We start from the raw sequence: 16,489 nt of genomic DNA, 5'->3' as shown, positions 1-16,489 counted from the left end.
GTATAAGCATCGAGACGCTAATCAAACTCACTGAACTGCGAAATCATGGTTTTCAGCTCAACCGACTGCTTATTTCCCTGACGATCATGCCAATAGGACTCAATATAAATGGTTTTCAGTGAGCCCGATAAAGAGACCGTTGGTACTGACCAACTGAGTGTATAAAAGGGATGTGAGTTATCTTGTCCGTTGACAATATCACTATCAAAATTCGCTGGCGTGAGAGTAGAAATCGCGGCAGAAGCGCCACGGCTACGAAACCATTCCAACTTTTGTTCGGCCAAATGTAGTGCTTCGATACTATGAACGGCAAAATCCGCCTTTTGCTCAACCAACACTTGTAATTTGACCAAACCCAGTGCCCCAACACCAATTAGAACAAACGATATCATCACTTCTATTAGGCTAAATCCTTGCTGTTTAGAGATCATTCCATGAACCTTTTTGCCATCTAGGTGGAACCGAAAAGGAAAAGCTGTTTTCAATATCACTGTTATATTGCAAACGTAGCGAGTTATAAAATAGTGCTATCTGACCTTGGGTATCAAAGGCCATTCCTCCGGTAAATTGAAAAGATCCCGACTGTAAGTAGGTAGCGTGCTTTGGCGTCAAGGTGGTAGCGCTGCCGTACAATGTTTTTATCGGTGCATCAAAATTAGCATTGAGATCCGCGATGAGTTCAGTATCAAATCCATTCCAATTTGCCGTATCAGCGGCAAATCCACTGTTAAAATGAAAGAGCACCCCTTGAATGCTGCCACTCCCTCGAATCCCTAACACGCCATTATGCACCAGCAAAAAAAGGTAAGTCCCAGGATGAGCATTTTGTATGGTTGACATTGTATCAATCGATGCTTGGTTCAGTTGACAACTGCCATCAATCCATACTTGATTGGGCTGACCAAGAACCAAAGCACCTTTAAATTTCGAAACACAATCAACATCACCACTGGTCATTGTGTAACTCAAGAACTTAAATTCAGTATCGTCGCGTGCTTTTTCCCATTCTCCCCGTTCGTAACCAAAGAGATCTTTAAATGGGTTTAGCGTTTCATCTCGGTAAATATCATTTTTGACATCGACTGCTTCATAAAGACCGCTACTATTTTTCCAAATACCGCTTTGTGAACTACTGTTCGTTTTATGCGTCGGCGCGCAATCGGCACTATTGTCAAAAACAGCACTTGGTTTTTGAATAGCACTCCCAACACCATTATTTGTTACTCCCGCCGTAGCAATAACATATTTAGCAACGGCGATAGCCGCGCATTCATATTTCCCATCACTATTTTTGGGCCCGGGATCTGGTGGAGAAATAAGTGTAGAGCCAAACACTATTAAGTCTGAAGTAGAACGAATGGCTCCTGGACTTCTCCCACGTTGAAACAGAATGTTCTTTTTCAACGTCGTCATTTGATACTGGGACATAAGTGTACTGGCGTTAGTAGGGTCTGCAGAGAGGTACGTTAACTCTAAATCGACACACAAGGTATTGAGGTTATTTGGAATTGAACTATTTTTATTGTTCATAATATGGCTATAACCACACTCAAGCCCCCCTTCTGCTCGCCAATGCTGTTGCCTCGCTTGCACCTCATTTTGTGCTCGTTTGATCTGAAAAAAGAGCGAACGGTAGGAGCCTAATGCCACCACTAAAGCGAGCACCAACAAAAGCGTGGTGATCAATAACGTTACAGCGCCTTGCTGAGCTTGCTTCATTACTGCCAATTCCTTTGTTTTATTGCCACTCCAAATGATGTTGATACACGGCTATCCCCCACCAACTCTGCTGCCATAGAGATCGTCATGTAGGCTGAGCTCACACCATTCGCCGCTAATGATGCTCGCTGGGCTTGAAAATGAGTCACATTAATCTGGTTAGTATCAAAAATAGCAGAGCAACCAGCCGTCGCTTGGGAAACGGTTTTGGCCCCTGAAATCACAGACGTCGGCCTGTCACAGACACCTAACGCGCCAGAAGTCATGACAAACCCAACATTTCTGATCTGTTTCGTTGCCCCCGTATCATCAAGGTAGGCATACGCAAGCGTTGATTGGTCGGCCGAAACAAAAACGATATCATCGCTATCCAATAACGTGAGTGAGTTACCATGACCGCCATCATAACCTGCACGTTGAATATCTTGTTTGAGGTATTGCAGCGCGCCCGTCACTTGTTGCAGTAGTAGTAGCTCCTTGCCTCTTTCGGTCGCTACCTTCTGCCCAGTGATGAATACAGAGCCGATAATGGCTATCGCAATCAAGCCAAGCATGGATGCTACCATGAACTCAATTAACGTTGCCCCCATCTGCTTGGTTTCAGCGATATGAACTTTATAGGCATGCTTTTTTGCTCTCGGTATGTTAGCTGCACTGCTTAAAACCAAAATAGTCTCCTCCATTACCACATAGGCGCATTCGTCCTGAAGGTCTATAGGTCGTGAATTTGAGTGCACCTTGGTGTGTTGAAAAATCAAGGCTCCCATTTACAGCTCGGCCATTAATGGCTTCAAAATGGATCTGATTTGACGGGTAATTCACCCCCAATTCAATATTGCGATAAGGTTGCCCCGATAGCGATGAAATCACTTGCCCCCCGGGATAGGTTCCTGAATTAGTCAGCACGATTTGCCATTCACCTTGGCTATTAACCGAACCCGACATGACAATATGCGCCCATAGCGGCTGCTTTCTCATTATTGCTTCCGAACGGGCGCTCATCATCAAGCCATTAATCTCCCCCGCTAAACGTTGCATCTTTTGCGTATCACTGACTTGTTTGAAATTGGGAGCCGCTATCGTGAGTAAAATAGACAAAACGGAAACCGTGATAAGCAACTCAAGTAAAGTAAACCCGCGAGCCATTTCCCAAATTCCTATGTAATTAAAATATGAAACAAAATTCACCTTGCGCGAATGCTATCACCTAATAAAAATAGCGGGTAAATCAACAAGGAACTCCACGTGATGATTCGAAATTCTAAATGCAACAACCACAACCGGCGGTCGTTCGGGATGACATTGATCGAATTATTGATTGCGGTTGTGATTATTGGCGTACTGTCTGCAATCGCTTATCCAAGTTATACCAAGCACGTTTTAAAAGGGCACCGAACCACCGCACTCGCCGATATGGGGAGAATTCAGCTGGAACTGGAGCATCACTACGATAAGGGTTATGACTGGAGTGGGATCATTTCAGGGGGAAATTGCGTCATCTGTGAAAGCGATGCTGAACGCTATCAGTTTTCAGTCGCCAGTTCCGCAACCAGTAGCTACACCATCACCGCGACGGCGCAGAGCACCAGAGGCCAAGACAAGGATGAATGTCTAACCAGCGATAAGGTCATGACATTGAAATCAACCAACGAATCAGCCCCAAGCGCATGCTGGAAATAGAACACCACAAAGGTTCAGTTTGTGAGGGGAGGATAAAGTCATCCTGTATCAGGAACGAATAAGGCCTGCATTGCAGGCCTTATTGGATAGATAATAATTCAACAGTGAATTAGCTGGTTAAATCATCGAAGAACTTTTTCACGCCATTAAAGAAACCTTCCGATTTAGGCTTATGCTTATTTGCCGCTTCACCACCGCAAGTTTCTTCAAATTCACGTAATAGTTCTTTTTGACGCGCGCTCAGTTTCACAGGTGTTTCAACCACGAGTTTGACAACCAAATCACCGATCGCCCCACCGCGTACGCCTTTCACACCTTTACCACGCATACGGAACATGCGCCCTGTTTGCGTCTCTTCTGGTACTTTCAAGTTTACACGACCATCGAGTGTTGGAACTTCAACTTCACCGCCAAGTGCCGCCATAGCAAAACTTACAGGGACTTCACAGTATAAGTTGTTGCCATCGCGTTCAAAAATATGGTGCTCTTTGACGTGAACTTGTACGTACAAATCCCCCGCTGGAGCGCCCATTTCTCCCGCTTCACCTTCGCCAGATAAACGAATGCGATCGCCCGTATCCACACCGGCTGGAATTTTAACATTAAGCGTTTTGGTTTTTTGCTTACGCCCCTGTCCGTGACACACGTTACATGGGTCTTTAATGATCTTACCTTTACCATGGCAAGTCGGACAGGTTTGCTGTACAGCGAAAAATCCTTGGCGCATCTGTACTTGGCCGTGACCATGACAGGTTCCACACGTTTGCGCAGACGAGCCTTTCTTCGCGCCAGTACCTTCACAAGAATCACAATGGACCAGTGTTGGCACTTCAATCTCTTTCGAACAACCACGAACGGCCTCTTCTAAAGACAGTTCCATGTTGTAACGCAAGTCAGCACCACGTTGTGCACGCGCTTGACCACCGCCCCGACGACCACCACCGAAAATGTCACCAAAGACATCACCGAAGATATCGCCAAAATCAGCACTGCCGCCACCAAAGCCGCCACCGCCCATTCCGCCTTGTTCAAAAGCAGCATGACCGTACTGATCATAAGCCGCTTTCTTTTGCGAATCGGTTAAAATTTCATACGCTTCTTTTACTTCTTTAAACTTGTCCGAAGCGCTGTCATCCCCTTGGTTTCTATCAGGGTGAAACTTCATTGCTAGGCGCTTGTACGCCTTTTTAATATCGCGCTCAGAGGCATCTCGGCCTACGCCTAATACTTCGTAAAAATCACGTTTTGACATCTTCTTCGTCACCAATTTGTTACCGCAAACGACACGCTGCCGCTTGGTGTTTATATCGACCTAACTAATGGCTCTAGATTCTAGTGAATTCAAACTAAAAAGACACTGTTAGTTAGATGGACACCAATGAGTTTTCATTAATTACAGACATACGGGCGTAAGAGTTACCCCAAACGCCCGCATCATACCGTTGATTTCATTCTTCTCTTAGAGAAGTTAGGGTGGGTTAAACTCGCGAGCCACCCAACCCTAGCCCTCCCCGTTTAAAAGGAGGGAACTCAATCAATTACTTTTTGTCTTCTTTGACTTCTTCAAACTCAGCGTCAACGACATCGTCTTCTGCAGACTGTTGTTGGCCTTCACCCGCTTGTTGTGCTTGAGCTTTTTGCTGAGCGATCTCCATCAGTTTTTGAGCAGCAGCCATAAGCGCTTGAACTTTAGCGTCGATCGCTTCTTTGTCTTCACCTTTCTTCGCTTCTTCAAGCTCAGTAATGGCCGCTTCAATCTTCACTTTATCGTCAGCAGGAAGAGCATCACCCGCTTCTTCAATTTGCTTACGAGTACCGTGAATCATTTGGTCCGCTTGGTTACGTGCTGTCGCTAACTCTTCGAACTTTTTGTCCGCTTCTTTGTTTGCTTCAGCTTCTTGGACCATTTTCTCGATTTCAGCATCGCTCAAACCGCCAGACGCTTGGATAGTGATCTTCTGCTCTTTGCCTGTTTGTTTATCTTTCGCAGACACGTGCAAGATACCATCCGCATCCAAGTCAAACACAACTTCAATTTGTGGCATGCCACGTGGTGCAGCTTGAATACCTTCTAGGTTAAATTGACCTAGTGATTTGTTGTACATGGCTTGCTTACGCTCACCTTGTAGAACATGGATCGTTACTGCGTTTTGGTTGTCTTCAGCGGTAGAGAATACTTGATTCGCTTTAGTTGGAATCGTTGTGTTTTTCTCAACCAGCTTAGTCATCACGCCACCCATTGTCTCGATACCGAGAGACAGAGGCGTTACGTCAAGTAGCAGTACGTCTTTTACTTCACCCGCAAGCACACCACCTTGAATGGCCGCACCAACAGCAACCGCTTCATCTGGGTTAACATCTTTACGCGCTTCTTTGCCAAAGAATTCAGCCACTTTCTTCTGAACCATAGGCATACGAGTCTGACCACCCACTAGGATAACGTCAGTGATGTCGCCGACAGACAAGTCTGCATCAGCCAGCGCCACTTTTAATGGCTCAAGCGAACGCTGAACAAGGTCTTCCACTAGAGATTCTAGTTTCGCACGTGTCACTTTCACGTTCATGTGCTTAGGACCAGCAGCATCAGCGGTGATGTAAGGCAAGTTCACATCTGTTTGTTGCGCTGATGACAACTCAATTTTCGCTTTTTCTGCGGCTTCTTTTAGACGCTGCATCGCAAGTGGATCAGTTTTTAGGTTGATGCCTTGCTCTTTTTTGAACTCATCAACGAGATAGTTGATCATGCGGTTATCAAAGTCTTCACCACCAAGGTGTGTGTCACCGTTAGTTGCTAGAACTTCGAATGTTTTCTCGCCTTCAACTTCATCGATCTCGATGATTGAAATATCAAATGTACCACCACCAAGGTCGTATACCGCGATAACGCGATCGCCACCTTGTTTGTCCAAACCATAAGCAAGTGCAGCCGCTGTTGGTTCGTTGATGATACGTTTTACTTCAAGGCCTGCAATACGACCTGCATCTTTCGTTGCTTGACGTTGTGCATCGTTAAAGTATGCAGGAACCGTAATAACGGCACCAGTAACTGGCTCACCAAGAAAATCTTCAGCTGTTTTCTTCATTTTCTTCAGAACTTCAGCTGAAACTTGAGGAGCGGCCATTTTTTGGCCTCTTGCTTCAACCCAAGCATCGCCATTATCAGCCTTCACGATTTTGTAAGGCATGATTTCAATATCACGTTGAACTTCTTCGTCTTCAAAACGACGACCGATCAAACGCTTAATTGCAAATAGCGTATTGGTTGGGTTTGTTACCGCTTGACGTTTTGCAGGCTGACCTACTAGCGTCTCACCATCTGTATATGCAATTACCGATGCAGTTGTACGTTCACCTTCAGCGTTTTCAATAACGCGAGGTTTGTCGCCATCTAAAACAGCAACACAAGAGTTAGTAGTACCTAAGTCAATACCAATGATTTTACCCATCAGGCTATCTCCAAATAAATTCTATTTTTGTTTTATGCTACCCCCTATGTGGGGGAGGGAGAACAGGGTTTCAACCCTTACTCACAAACTAAACAAGGATGTTCGTTTCTCGTATGCCCAATAAATAAGGTCACTCAGCACCTTTTCAAGGGCAAAATTGAAAAAAGTTATGATATTTCGACTAAACAGCGTAAATAACGACTTTTTCAATCCCGAAACCACTTAATGAAGGTTTCTATCTCAGCATTAATCGATTTCGACATAAAAAAGAGAGGCGACGTACACCTCTCTTTGGCACTGAATAAATTAACGCCAATAAAGCATTTGGCTTATTTCGCAACTCTTTACTTTGATACCATGACCATCGCAGGGCGAATCACTCGGCCATTCAACTCATAGCCCTTTTGCATCACAAACATCACAGTGTTAGGTTCATGATCTGGGCTCTCTTGAATTGACATTGCTTGGTGCAGTTCTGGGTTGAATGTTTCGCCTTCAGGATTAATCTCTTTCAAGCCAAACTTTTCAACTACGCCAATGAAAGTTTTGTGTGTCAGTTCCACACCTTCCACCAGCGGTTTCACTACTTCGTTCTCAGCGTCAGCAGCTTGAATCGTGCGCTCTAGGTTGTCTAACACTGGCAACAACTCTTCAGCAAAACGGCTCAACGCATATTTACGCGCTTTATCGATCTCTTGCTCTGAACGGCGGCGCATATTTTCAACTTCCGCTTTCGCTCTTAGCACCGAGTCTTTTTGCTCTTGAATTTTTGCTTCGCTCGACAGTAGCGCCGCTTCTAATTGCGCAATTTGGGACTCTTTCTCATCGACTTCAACTTGTTCGTTCCAATCGATATCCGCGTCAGTACCAACGACTTCAGCTTCTTGACCCACTACTTCTTGCTGTAGTTCTTCTTCTTTGATTTTGTTTTCTTCGTTGTTCATGATATCTCCAGAATCCAACTATTTTGCGCTTAACCTCCACAGTTCAAAAAGTTAAGCACACAAAAATTCGCACAAAGGCATGACTTGCCCTTATTATGGGGATGAACAATCCTGATTCAAGCCTAATTAGTTTGGAAAATTTATGAAAAAACCATTTGAAGTGATCGCTATCATTGGAAAACCAAGAGATCAACAAGCCATTCAGACACATAAAGAGCTTTACCAATGGCTAACTTCAATGGGATATCCGGTCTTTATTGATGATCGTCTCAGCGAAATATTGGAAGGTGTACCTGCGGAACATTTCGCTAGCCTGCTTGAAATCGGCAAAAAAGCAGACCTTGCGGTTGTGGTTGGGGGCGATGGCAATATGCTCGGTGCCGCACGCGTATTATCACGCTTCGACATTTCCGTGATTGGGGTGAATCGTGGCAATTTAGGATTTTTGACCGATCTCAACCCAGAAGATTTTCAACCAAGGCTACTTGCAGTACTCAATGGCGAATATTTAGAAGAACAACGCTTCTTACTGGAAACAGAAATTCATCGCCACGGGCAAGTCAAAAGCCATAATGCAGCGCTTAATGAAGCCGTATTACACCCCGGAAAAATTGCACATATGATTGAATTTGAAGTCTATATAGATAATAGCTTCGCTTTTTCTCAACGCTCTGATGGCCTTATCGTTTCTACCCCAACGGGCTCTACCGCTTATTCACTTTCTGGCGGCGGGCCGATTTTATCCCCCAGTTTAAACGCCATTACACTGGTTCCCATGTTCCCGCATACCCTTTCAAGCCGCCCCTTAGTTGTGGATGGCAACCGCCAGATAAAACTGCTGGTTTCGCCTGATAATCGCGGAACACAGGAAGTTAGCTGCGATGGACAAGTATCCCTACCGGTTTCCCCCGGTGATGAAGTGCATATTTACCAAAGCCCAAATATTCTAAAGCTCATTCATCCTAAAGATTACAGCTACTATCACGTGCTAAGAAAGAAACTGGGTTGGTCGAGTAAATTGTTTTAAACCAACCTCTTCACCTTCTATTGACTGTCGACCTCGATTAATAATATTGAGGTCTTTTTATCGGGAATCTTTAATATTTAATGGGTTTTTAAATTTCTATTTATTTTCCATCATAAATTTACTCATCCTATAGCTGATTATTTGTGAGCCATGATTTGTTCCATATTCAAATTAAGGACTTCGATCACAATTATTATTTCTATCAATTTACTTACTGATCAACTTGGTTAAGAATCGTTCCATCAGTCAACCAGCTATAACTCACCACGGATTTAGATATGAGTAAAAATCTAAAAATTCAAGATAAGTTATGGTCAAGCTCCCTAGCTTGGTACACACACGACTATCAAATCTCAATTTTACCATCTTTTGCACACGCCTAACCTGCTTGGTTGTTTCTGCATTTTTTCGAATCCATTAAACAATCAGCATCAACACTAAATCTATTTATATCGTTTTTCGATACTTGCATTCATCTTTATTAATTTAAAGTTGTTGCTTGGTTATTCTCAAATAGATTTATTTCAATCGAATTTTATCGCTAATTATTTGGCGCGATATTTTGCACTCTAAATATATAAAGGGTGTTGACTAATATCGCCTGACGAAATTTAAATTATTCAAAGGTATTATCATGGAAAACTTTAAACACTTACCAGAACCCTTCCGCATTCGTGTTGTTGAACCAGTAAAACGTACAACACGTGAATATCGCGAAGAGGCCATCCTTAAAGCGGGTATGAACCCATTCCTTATCGATAGTGACGATGTATTTATTGACCTTCTCACTGATAGCGGCACAGGCTCTATTACTCAAAGAATGCAAGCAGCAATGCTCATGGGTGACGAAGCTTACAGTGGCAGCCGCAGCTACTATGCGCTGGCGAATGCGGTGAAAGATATCTTCGGTTATGAGTTAACTATCCCAACTCACCAAGGCCGTGGTGCAGAGCAAATCTATATTCCTGTTCTAATTAAAAAGCGTGAGCAAGAAAAAGGCCTCGATCGTTCAAAAATGGTGGCGCTGTCTAACTACTTCTTCGACACCACTCAAGGTCACACTCAGGTTAACTGCTGTGTGGCGAAAAACGTCTATACCGAAGATGCGTTCGATACGTCTGTCAATGCAGATTTCAAAGGTAACTTTGACATCGCGAAACTGGAAATGGCGATTGAAGAAGCAGGACCTGCGAACGTACCTTACATTGTCAGCACGATTACTTGTAACTCTGCCGGTGGTCAGCCTGTCTCTATCGCTAACTTAAAAGCGGTATACGAGATTGCTCAACGCTACGATATTCCTGTTATCATGGACTCTGCGCGTTTTGCTGAGAATGCTTACTTTATTCAGCAACGCGAACCGGGTTATCAAAATTGGACTATCGAAGAAATCACTCGTGAAACCTATAAATACGCAGATGGTTTAGCCATGTCTGCTAAGAAAGATGCAATGGTTCAAATGGGTGGTCTGTTGTGTTTCAAAGATGAATCGATGATGGACACTTACACAGAATGCCGCACGCTTTGTGTGATTCAAGAAGGTTTCCCTACTTATGGTGGTCTTGAAGGTGGTGCAATGGAGCGTCTTGCTGTCGGTCTATACGATGGCATGCGTCAAGACTGGCTAGAGTACCGTATCGGCCAGGTTCAGTACCTTGTTGATGGCCTAGAAGCCATTGGGGTTGTGTGTCAGCAGGCTGGCGGCCACGCAGCATTCGTTGATGCAGGCAAACTATTACCTCATATCCCTTCGCATCAATTCCCAGCTCATGCTTTGGCCTGTGAACTCTACAAAGTAGCAGGTATTCGCGCGGTGGAAATCGGTTCGTTACTATTAGGCCGTGATCCTGCAACGGGTAAACAACACCCTTGTCCTGCTGAGTTGTTACGCCTAACCATTCCTCGTGCTACTTACACTCAGACGCACATGGACTTCGTTATCGAAGCATTTGGGAAAGTAAAAGAGAATGCCCACAACGTGAAGGGACTCGATTTTACCTACGAGCCACAAGTGCTACGCCACTTCACAGCCCGTCTAAAGGAAGTTGAATAATCACTAACTAAAGCGCGCCTAATTGGCGCGCTATTTCCTTCTAAATCGAGCAAAACAAAATCTATAAATTTAGCGGGCTTTTTCCTCAACATGAAACTTAAACAAGAGTAACGATTATGAACAATAATCCATCTTTAGTAGGCGGAGCTTGTATCATAGCAAGCGTCTGTGTCGGAGCCGGAATGTTAGGGTTACCGAGTGCGGGAGCAGGCGCTTGGACGACTTGGTCTCTTATCACAATTACCTTCACCATGATCATGATGACACTCTCGGGTTGGATGCTATTGGAAGCATTCAAGCGTTACGATCTTAAAGTGTCTTTCAACACTGTGACCAAAGACATCCTTGGCGATAACGTCAACCGAATTAATAATTTAGCAGTTTATTTTGTCGGCGGTATCTTACTTTATGCTTACATCACATCTTCAGGTTTAATTCTGGAAGGTGTTTTAGGCATCAATAACAAAATCACATCAGTCCTGTTTGTTGCTGTTTTCTCTCTTTTCGTTTGGCACTCTACTCGAGCAGTCGACAGGATCTCTATTGTTCTTATTGCCTTTATGGTACTGAGCTTCGTATTGGGTGTTTCTGGTTTAGCCGTTAACATAGATACTAGCGTACTTTTCGACCGCATTAACGAAGAATCCAATTATGCCCCATACGCTATGGCAATGTTACCTGTGGCCTTAACTTCATTTGGTTATCATCACTCAGTGGCCAGTATGCGTTCTTACTATGGATGTGAGCATCGCGCAAAATACGCCATTTTGGGCGGTACCGTTATCGCACTATGTCTGTACTTCCTGTGGATGGTCAGTATTTACGGTAACCTACCACGTAGCAATTTCGGCCCAGTGATTGCCCAAGGTGGTAACGTTGAAGTTCTGTTAGCAGCGTTAGGCTCTGTGATTGATTCAGACAAGGTATCGCACGCAATCAACACCTTCTCAATGGCAGCCATTCTTTCTTCGTTCATTGGAGTAGGCTTAGGTGTTTTTGATTTTCTGGCAGACCTGTTTAAATTTGAAGACAACAAACAAGGTCGCACTAAAACGTGGCTAGTGACATTTATTCCACCACTCACCCTTTCTTTATTGTTCCCTTTCGGCTTTATTCTGGCGATTGGCTATGCGGGTGCTGCTGCAACAATCTGGGCTTGCTTAATTCCAGCGTTATTGGCTCGTAAATCACGCACTTTAGAAGGTGGTCAAGAAGGATTTATGGCACCGGGTGGCAACGCAATGATCGGCATGCTGATCTTATTTGGTATCGCAACCGCAGTATTCCACTTTATGTCAATGATGAACCTATTACCGACATTCAGCGGTTAAGTCAGTTTCACTACACCAATGGCAACCCACTAATGACGAGAATTACGATGGTCTTTGAAAGCCACCAAGCCTCTTTTCCAGCGCGCTCATGCGTGGAAGTTGCTCGCCTGCCTATGGATGCGAAAGTGGAAATTGAAGTGATAGCGACCAAGTAAGCGCTATTCTCTAGATGATAAAAAAGACGCATCAAGCGTCTTTTTTATGTGAATTTATGCAATGTAGATTAACCCTAGCAAACCAACTACGGCGATTGTCGCGCCAAACACCATGACACTCGATAGTTTATCAGCCAATGTCGATTGGGATTTACCTTTTTCAGAGGTGCTTTTCTTTTCTAATAGCGAAAGAAGTGCTGAGTTCATCATTTACTACACCTTGTTACATTGTATACAGGTTGCGTATTCTATCTTTTTTGTGAACCTCGTCAAACTATTTAATGAACATTTAATGATCAATTCAAAACTAATTAACCCCATCGAATGAAGTAAAATTCACTAGAAAGCCAGAGCTATCAAGCAACATAAATCACTTCCTGTCGCATGCACTAAACTCAGAGCAGTTTCCAATACTCATAGTTTTCTGACAGGCATCTTTACTGTATAAAAAAACAGTTTATACTGTTCACTTATACAGTGTTATTTGATTATATAGGTACAGAAATGCTGGCTCATTTAAGTGTGAATAATTTTGCTATTGTTAAATCATTGCAGTTAGAGCTTTCCAAAGGAATGACTACCATTACTGGCGAAACCGGTGCGGGTAAATCCATTGCAATTGACGCGCTCAGTTTATGCCTTGGTGGCCGTGCGGAAGCAGGAATGGTCAGGCAGGGTGAAGAAAAAACCGAAGTCAGCGCCGCCTTTATTTTGGACAATAACCTCAACGCCACGCGCTGGTTGGAAGACAATGACTTGCTCGACCAAAAAGAGTGTATTTTACGCCGAATCATCACCAAAGATGGCCGCTCTCGTGCCTTCATCAATGGCAGCCCTGTGCCTCTTTCACAACTCAAAGCTCTAGGTCAATTACTGATCAACATTCACGGTCAACACGCCCATCATCAACTCATGAAAAGTGAGTATCAAATGAGCATGCTGGACCAATACGCAGGTCACGTGAGTCTTGTCAAAGAGACACGCTCAGCCTACCAAATGTGGCGTCAAGCAGATAACCAGCTCAATCAACTCAAAGAAAATAGTCAACAAAACCAAGCTCAAGTTCAACTGCTGGAATATCAAATCAAAGAGCTCAATGAATTGGCGATTGGTGAAGAAGAGTTCACCGAACTCGAACAAGAGCACAGACGTTTAGCCAACAGTGGTGAGCTTGCTACCACTTGCCAGCAAGCCATTGAACTTATTTATGAGGGGCAAGAAGTCAATGCGCTAAGTTTGCTGCAGTCAGCCAACCACGCCTTGCTTGAACTGGCCGAGTTAGATGAAAAACTTGCCACCTTACCCAACATGGTGGCTGAAGCCATCATCCAACTCGAAGAAGCCAACAGTGAATTGCGAAACTATCTGGACAGTATCGATGTCGATCCTGAACGTATGGCTTATGTAGAAGAACGTTACTCTAAAGTGATGTCCATATCACGCAAGCACTACATCGCTCCTGAAACGCTTTACCACCACCACCAAGATCTGCTCAAACAAATAGCGCAACTTGACTGCTCTGAAGATAAATTACAAGAACTGGAAAGTAACGTTGCCAAACAGTATCAGCAGTTTGCAACCTGTGCCGACAAACTGCATAAGTCTCGTAGCCGTTACGCGAAAGAGCTAGATAAATTAATCACCAATAGCATGCACGAACTGAGCATGGAAAAAGCCAAGTTCTGCATCGAAGTTAATCATGAAACAACGCATCCATCACCACTGGGTTTTGACACAGTTACTTTCTTAGTCTCAACCAACCCAGGTCAACCGCTGCAGCCTATCGCTAAAGTCGCGTCAGGCGGAGAACTGTCACGGATATCTCTAGCAATCCAAGTGATCACCGCTCAAAAAGTAGACACTCCTAGCCTTATTTTTGATGAGGTCGATGTTGGTATCAGTGGCCCGACAGCAGCGGTAGTCGGAAAAATGCTAAGAACATTAGGTGAATCAACTCAAGTACTGTGTGTGACTCACTTACCACAAGTAGCAGGCTGCGGGCACCAACAACTGTTTGTTAGCAAGCAAGCCAAAGCAGGAAAAACAGAAACACAAATGAAACGATTAGATAGTGAACAACGCATCGCTGAACTTGCTCGCCTTTTAGGGGGTAGCCAAATCACCGAATCTACCCTTGCTAATGCGAAAGAACTGCTGATCGCCGCCTAAGCTGACATTTTTCTTTTTAGGTTTGCAACCAAACTCAAAATTTGCAGTCTCAACTAGCTCGTAGCTCAGTCTATTTTTTACTTCTGCTGCGAGCTTGTTTATTATCAGTCCAGTTTTACGACCTATTGGCAAAGAATTTTGAATATGCAGTTAAAAAAGTGGTTAATCGCAGTCCCTTTAGCAATGACAATGCTGACTGGGTGCTCTTTATTAGAAAAACTCGTTTATCGTATTGATATTAACCAAGGCAACTACGTTGAACAGCAAGCCGTCGATCAACTCAAGTTCGGTATGAGCAAAGAACAGGTTAGGTTTGTCATGGGGTCGCCGATGCTTATTGAAAACGGTTATCCCGATACTTGGTATTACATTTATCACCACACGGAAGGCCACAAAGAATCGATACAGAAAAACCTGATTGCGACATTTAATACCGCAGGTGCTTTGATGGAAATCAGTGGCGACTACCCTCCTAGCGAACGGTTTTTTGAAGGCGTAAACTGAACGAAAACACGTTCAAACAAATGATACCCAAAGTGCACCTCACAATGAGTGACACTAACGGACAGGGCTCATAACGAGCCCTTTATCTTGCATCCAATACCGCAGCAACGTTTACTGTTGCGCTTTTGCCTGCTCGGCTCTCTTGCGACGGATCTCTTTAGGATCGGCCAATAACGGACGATAAATTTCAATGCGATCACGGTCTCTGACCGTCGAATCTAGCTTAACGTTACGACTAAAAATCCCGACCTTATTTTTTGATAAATCAATCTCTGGGTAGAGCTCAAGCACACCGGACTGTTGAATTATCGTTTCGACGGTTGAGTTTTTGTCTACCACCAAATTCAGTACTCTTTGCTCATGAGGCAATGCATAGACTACCTCAACATGGATCATCTCAGATTCAATACTCATTACTGATACACCTGTTTCGCTCGTTTGGTAAATGCGTTAACCATATTACTGGTCAATTCATTGAATATCTTGCCAAAAGCCAATTCCACCATTTTGCTCGAAAATTCAAACTCCAGTTTAAGTTCAACCTTGCAGGCCTGTTCATCAAGTGCAGTAAAATACCAACCGCCTTTTAAAGCCTTAAAAGGACCATCGACCAAATTCATCAAAATAGCTTCACTGGCCACCAACACATTCGACGTTGTGAACGTCTTACTTATCCCTGCCTTTGAAACATCCACCGAAGCCACCATCGACAAATCGGAAGATTCAATAACGCGAGAACCAGAACAACCTGGCAAAAATTCAGGATAACGAGCAACGTCATTCACGAGATTAAACATTTGTTCTGCACTAAAAGACACTAAAGCAGAACGACTGACTTGCTTCATATTCTCTCCTCATGACCACCGAAAAAGTCTGGTGTGTAACAATTTTACTTTTATTCTTATCCTACGCAAATAAAAGGATTTCCTAAGCTCAAACCAAGCCGTATAATGCCGCCACTATGGTAAAGAAAAAATCAAACTCAAAAGCAGGTAGCAATACCATTGCTGTAAATAAAAAAGCTCGCCACGAATACTTTATCGAAGATGAAGTAGAAGCTGGCATGGAGCTCCAAGGCTGGGAAGTCAAATCTCTTCGTCAAGGCAAAGCGAATATCGCAGAAAGCTACGTTTTCATGCGAGACGGAGAAGCCTTTGTTTCCGGAATGACAATAACGCCACTGCAGCAAGCATCCACTCACATGGTTGCCAACCCAACTCGCGTGCGCAAGCTGTTAATCAGCCGCCGTGAACTGGATAACCTTTATGGACGCATCAACCGTGAAGGCATGACACTTATCGCACTATCACTGTATTGGTCTCGCTCTTGGGTGAAAATCAAAATTGGTGTAGCGAAAGGTAAAAAACTGCATGACAAACGTGATGATTTAAAAGAAAAAGATTGGGCAAGAGAGAAAGCACGCGTAATGAAGAGCTCATTGCGTTAATCTTGACCACTTAG

General features: G+C 43.9%; 17 protein-coding genes and 1 pseudogene. 8 read left to right on the top strand and 10 right to left on the bottom strand.

What is annotated here, in order from left to right:
• Positions 1-17: 17 nt before the first annotated feature.
• From AACQ79_RS17020 to AACQ79_RS17005, 4 genes are read right to left on the bottom strand one after another with little or no spacing between them, the layout of a single operon-like run.
• Positions 18-431 (bottom strand): type IV pilus modification PilV family protein, encoded by a 414-nt coding sequence (locus tag AACQ79_RS17020; protein ID WP_013857425.1) that lies wholly within the window; start codon positions 429-431, stop codon positions 18-20.
• A complete protein-coding gene (locus AACQ79_RS17015; protein WP_081265464.1) occupies positions 421-1,728 on the bottom strand; it encodes a hypothetical protein in 1,308 nt (435 codons plus the stop codon). The genes AACQ79_RS17020 and AACQ79_RS17015 overlap by 11 nt, the downstream gene beginning before the upstream one ends.
• Entirely contained in the window at positions 1,719-2,387 is a 669-nt protein-coding gene (locus AACQ79_RS17010) for a PilW family protein (RefSeq protein ID WP_170899435.1), read from the bottom strand. The genes AACQ79_RS17015 and AACQ79_RS17010 overlap by 10 nt, the downstream gene beginning before the upstream one ends.
• The gene (locus AACQ79_RS17005) at positions 2,365-2,865 is read right to left on the bottom strand and encodes a GspH/FimT family pseudopilin (protein WP_170899434.1); all 501 of its coding nucleotides are present in this window, start codon (positions 2,863-2,865) and stop codon (positions 2,365-2,367) included. The genes AACQ79_RS17010 and AACQ79_RS17005 overlap by 23 nt, the downstream gene beginning before the upstream one ends.
• 102 nt (positions 2,866-2,967) lie before the next feature.
• On the opposite strand from AACQ79_RS17005, the gene AACQ79_RS17000 reads away from it, so the two are divergent.
• Complete coding sequence (locus tag AACQ79_RS17000) at positions 2,968-3,399, top strand: type IV pilin protein (RefSeq protein ID WP_026028109.1); 432 nt, start codon at positions 2,968-2,970, stop codon at positions 3,397-3,399.
• 109 nt (positions 3,400-3,508) lie between these two features.
• Here the strand turns inward: AACQ79_RS17000 and dnaJ are convergent, their stop codons facing one another.
• The 3 genes from dnaJ to grpE form a co-directional block, all read right to left on the bottom strand.
• Positions 3,509-4,651 (bottom strand): molecular chaperone DnaJ, encoded by a 1,143-nt coding sequence (dnaJ, locus tag AACQ79_RS16995; protein ID WP_026027474.1) that lies wholly within the window; start codon positions 4,649-4,651, stop codon positions 3,509-3,511.
• A 286-nt stretch (positions 4,652-4,937) separates the two neighbouring features.
• Positions 4,938-6,845 (bottom strand): molecular chaperone DnaK, encoded by a 1,908-nt coding sequence (dnaK, locus tag AACQ79_RS16990; RefSeq protein WP_013857431.1) that lies wholly within the window; start codon positions 6,843-6,845, stop codon positions 4,938-4,940.
• A 344-nt stretch (positions 6,846-7,189) separates the two neighbouring features.
• Positions 7,190-7,789: a nucleotide exchange factor GrpE gene (gene grpE, locus AACQ79_RS16985; protein ID WP_038148829.1), complete on the bottom strand. Its 600-nt coding sequence runs from the start codon at positions 7,787-7,789 to the stop codon at positions 7,190-7,192.
• A gap of 142 nt (positions 7,790-7,931) precedes the next feature.
• Between grpE and nadK the strand changes: the two genes are divergently transcribed.
• The 4 genes and pseudogenes from nadK to AACQ79_RS16965 form a co-directional block, all read left to right on the top strand.
• Positions 7,932-8,816: an NAD(+) kinase gene (gene nadK / locus AACQ79_RS16980; RefSeq protein ID WP_013857433.1), complete on the top strand. Its 885-nt coding sequence runs from the start codon at positions 7,932-7,934 to the stop codon at positions 8,814-8,816.
• 634 nt (positions 8,817-9,450) lie between these two features.
• A complete protein-coding gene (gene tnaA / locus AACQ79_RS16975) occupies positions 9,451-10,869 on the top strand; it encodes a tryptophanase (RefSeq protein ID WP_017043367.1) in 1,419 nt (472 codons plus the stop codon).
• Positions 10,870-10,985: 116 nt separating this feature from the next.
• Positions 10,986-12,200, top strand: coding sequence for an aromatic amino acid transporter (locus AACQ79_RS16970; protein WP_094166384.1), 1,215 nt, complete (start codon positions 10,986-10,988; stop codon positions 12,198-12,200).
• A 53-nt stretch (positions 12,201-12,253) separates the two neighbouring features.
• Positions 12,254-12,355 (top strand): annotated as a pseudogene (locus tag AACQ79_RS16965) (Rid family hydrolase); the annotation flags it as partial.
• 54 nt (positions 12,356-12,409) lie between these two features.
• On the opposite strand, the gene AACQ79_RS16960 reads toward AACQ79_RS16965, so the two are convergent.
• A complete protein-coding gene (locus AACQ79_RS16960) occupies positions 12,410-12,565 on the bottom strand; it encodes a hypothetical protein (protein ID WP_017047959.1) in 156 nt (51 codons plus the stop codon).
• A gap of 294 nt (positions 12,566-12,859) precedes the next feature.
• Here AACQ79_RS16960 and recN point away from each other — a divergent pair, with 294 nt between their 5' ends.
• Both recN and bamE read left to right on the top strand, forming a co-directional pair.
• On the top strand, positions 12,860-14,524 hold the full coding sequence (recN, locus tag AACQ79_RS16955; protein WP_170899433.1) for a DNA repair protein RecN: 1,665 nt from the start codon (positions 12,860-12,862) through the stop codon (positions 14,522-14,524).
• A 144-nt stretch (positions 14,525-14,668) separates the two neighbouring features.
• Positions 14,669-15,028: an outer membrane protein assembly factor BamE gene (gene bamE / locus AACQ79_RS16950; RefSeq protein ID WP_026027472.1), complete on the top strand. Its 360-nt coding sequence runs from the start codon at positions 14,669-14,671 to the stop codon at positions 15,026-15,028.
• 111 nt (positions 15,029-15,139) lie between these two features.
• Here the strand turns inward: bamE and AACQ79_RS16945 are convergent, their stop codons facing one another.
• Together AACQ79_RS16945 and AACQ79_RS16940 are read right to left on the bottom strand one after the other, a co-directional pair.
• Positions 15,140-15,442: an RnfH family protein gene (locus tag AACQ79_RS16945; RefSeq protein WP_010319507.1), complete on the bottom strand. Its 303-nt coding sequence runs from the start codon at positions 15,440-15,442 to the stop codon at positions 15,140-15,142.
• On the bottom strand, positions 15,442-15,873 hold the full coding sequence (locus AACQ79_RS16940; RefSeq protein WP_013857438.1) for an SRPBCC family protein: 432 nt from the start codon (positions 15,871-15,873) through the stop codon (positions 15,442-15,444). The genes AACQ79_RS16945 and AACQ79_RS16940 overlap by 1 nt, the downstream gene beginning before the upstream one ends.
• A 116-nt stretch (positions 15,874-15,989) precedes the next feature.
• Between AACQ79_RS16940 and smpB the strand changes: the two genes are divergently transcribed.
• A complete protein-coding gene (gene smpB / locus AACQ79_RS16935; RefSeq protein ID WP_170899432.1) occupies positions 15,990-16,475 on the top strand; it encodes an SsrA-binding protein SmpB in 486 nt (161 codons plus the stop codon).
• The last annotated feature ends 14 nt before the right edge of the window (positions 16,476-16,489 follow it).

Source organism: Vibrio sp. 3-2(1) (assembly GCF_963887575.1).
In the GTDB taxonomy this organism is placed as follows: Bacteria; Pseudomonadota; Gammaproteobacteria; order Enterobacterales; family Vibrionaceae; genus Vibrio; species Vibrio anguillarum.
Note: the sequence above shows the minus strand (reverse complement) of the source record. Positions and strands in the feature narration are given on the sequence as shown.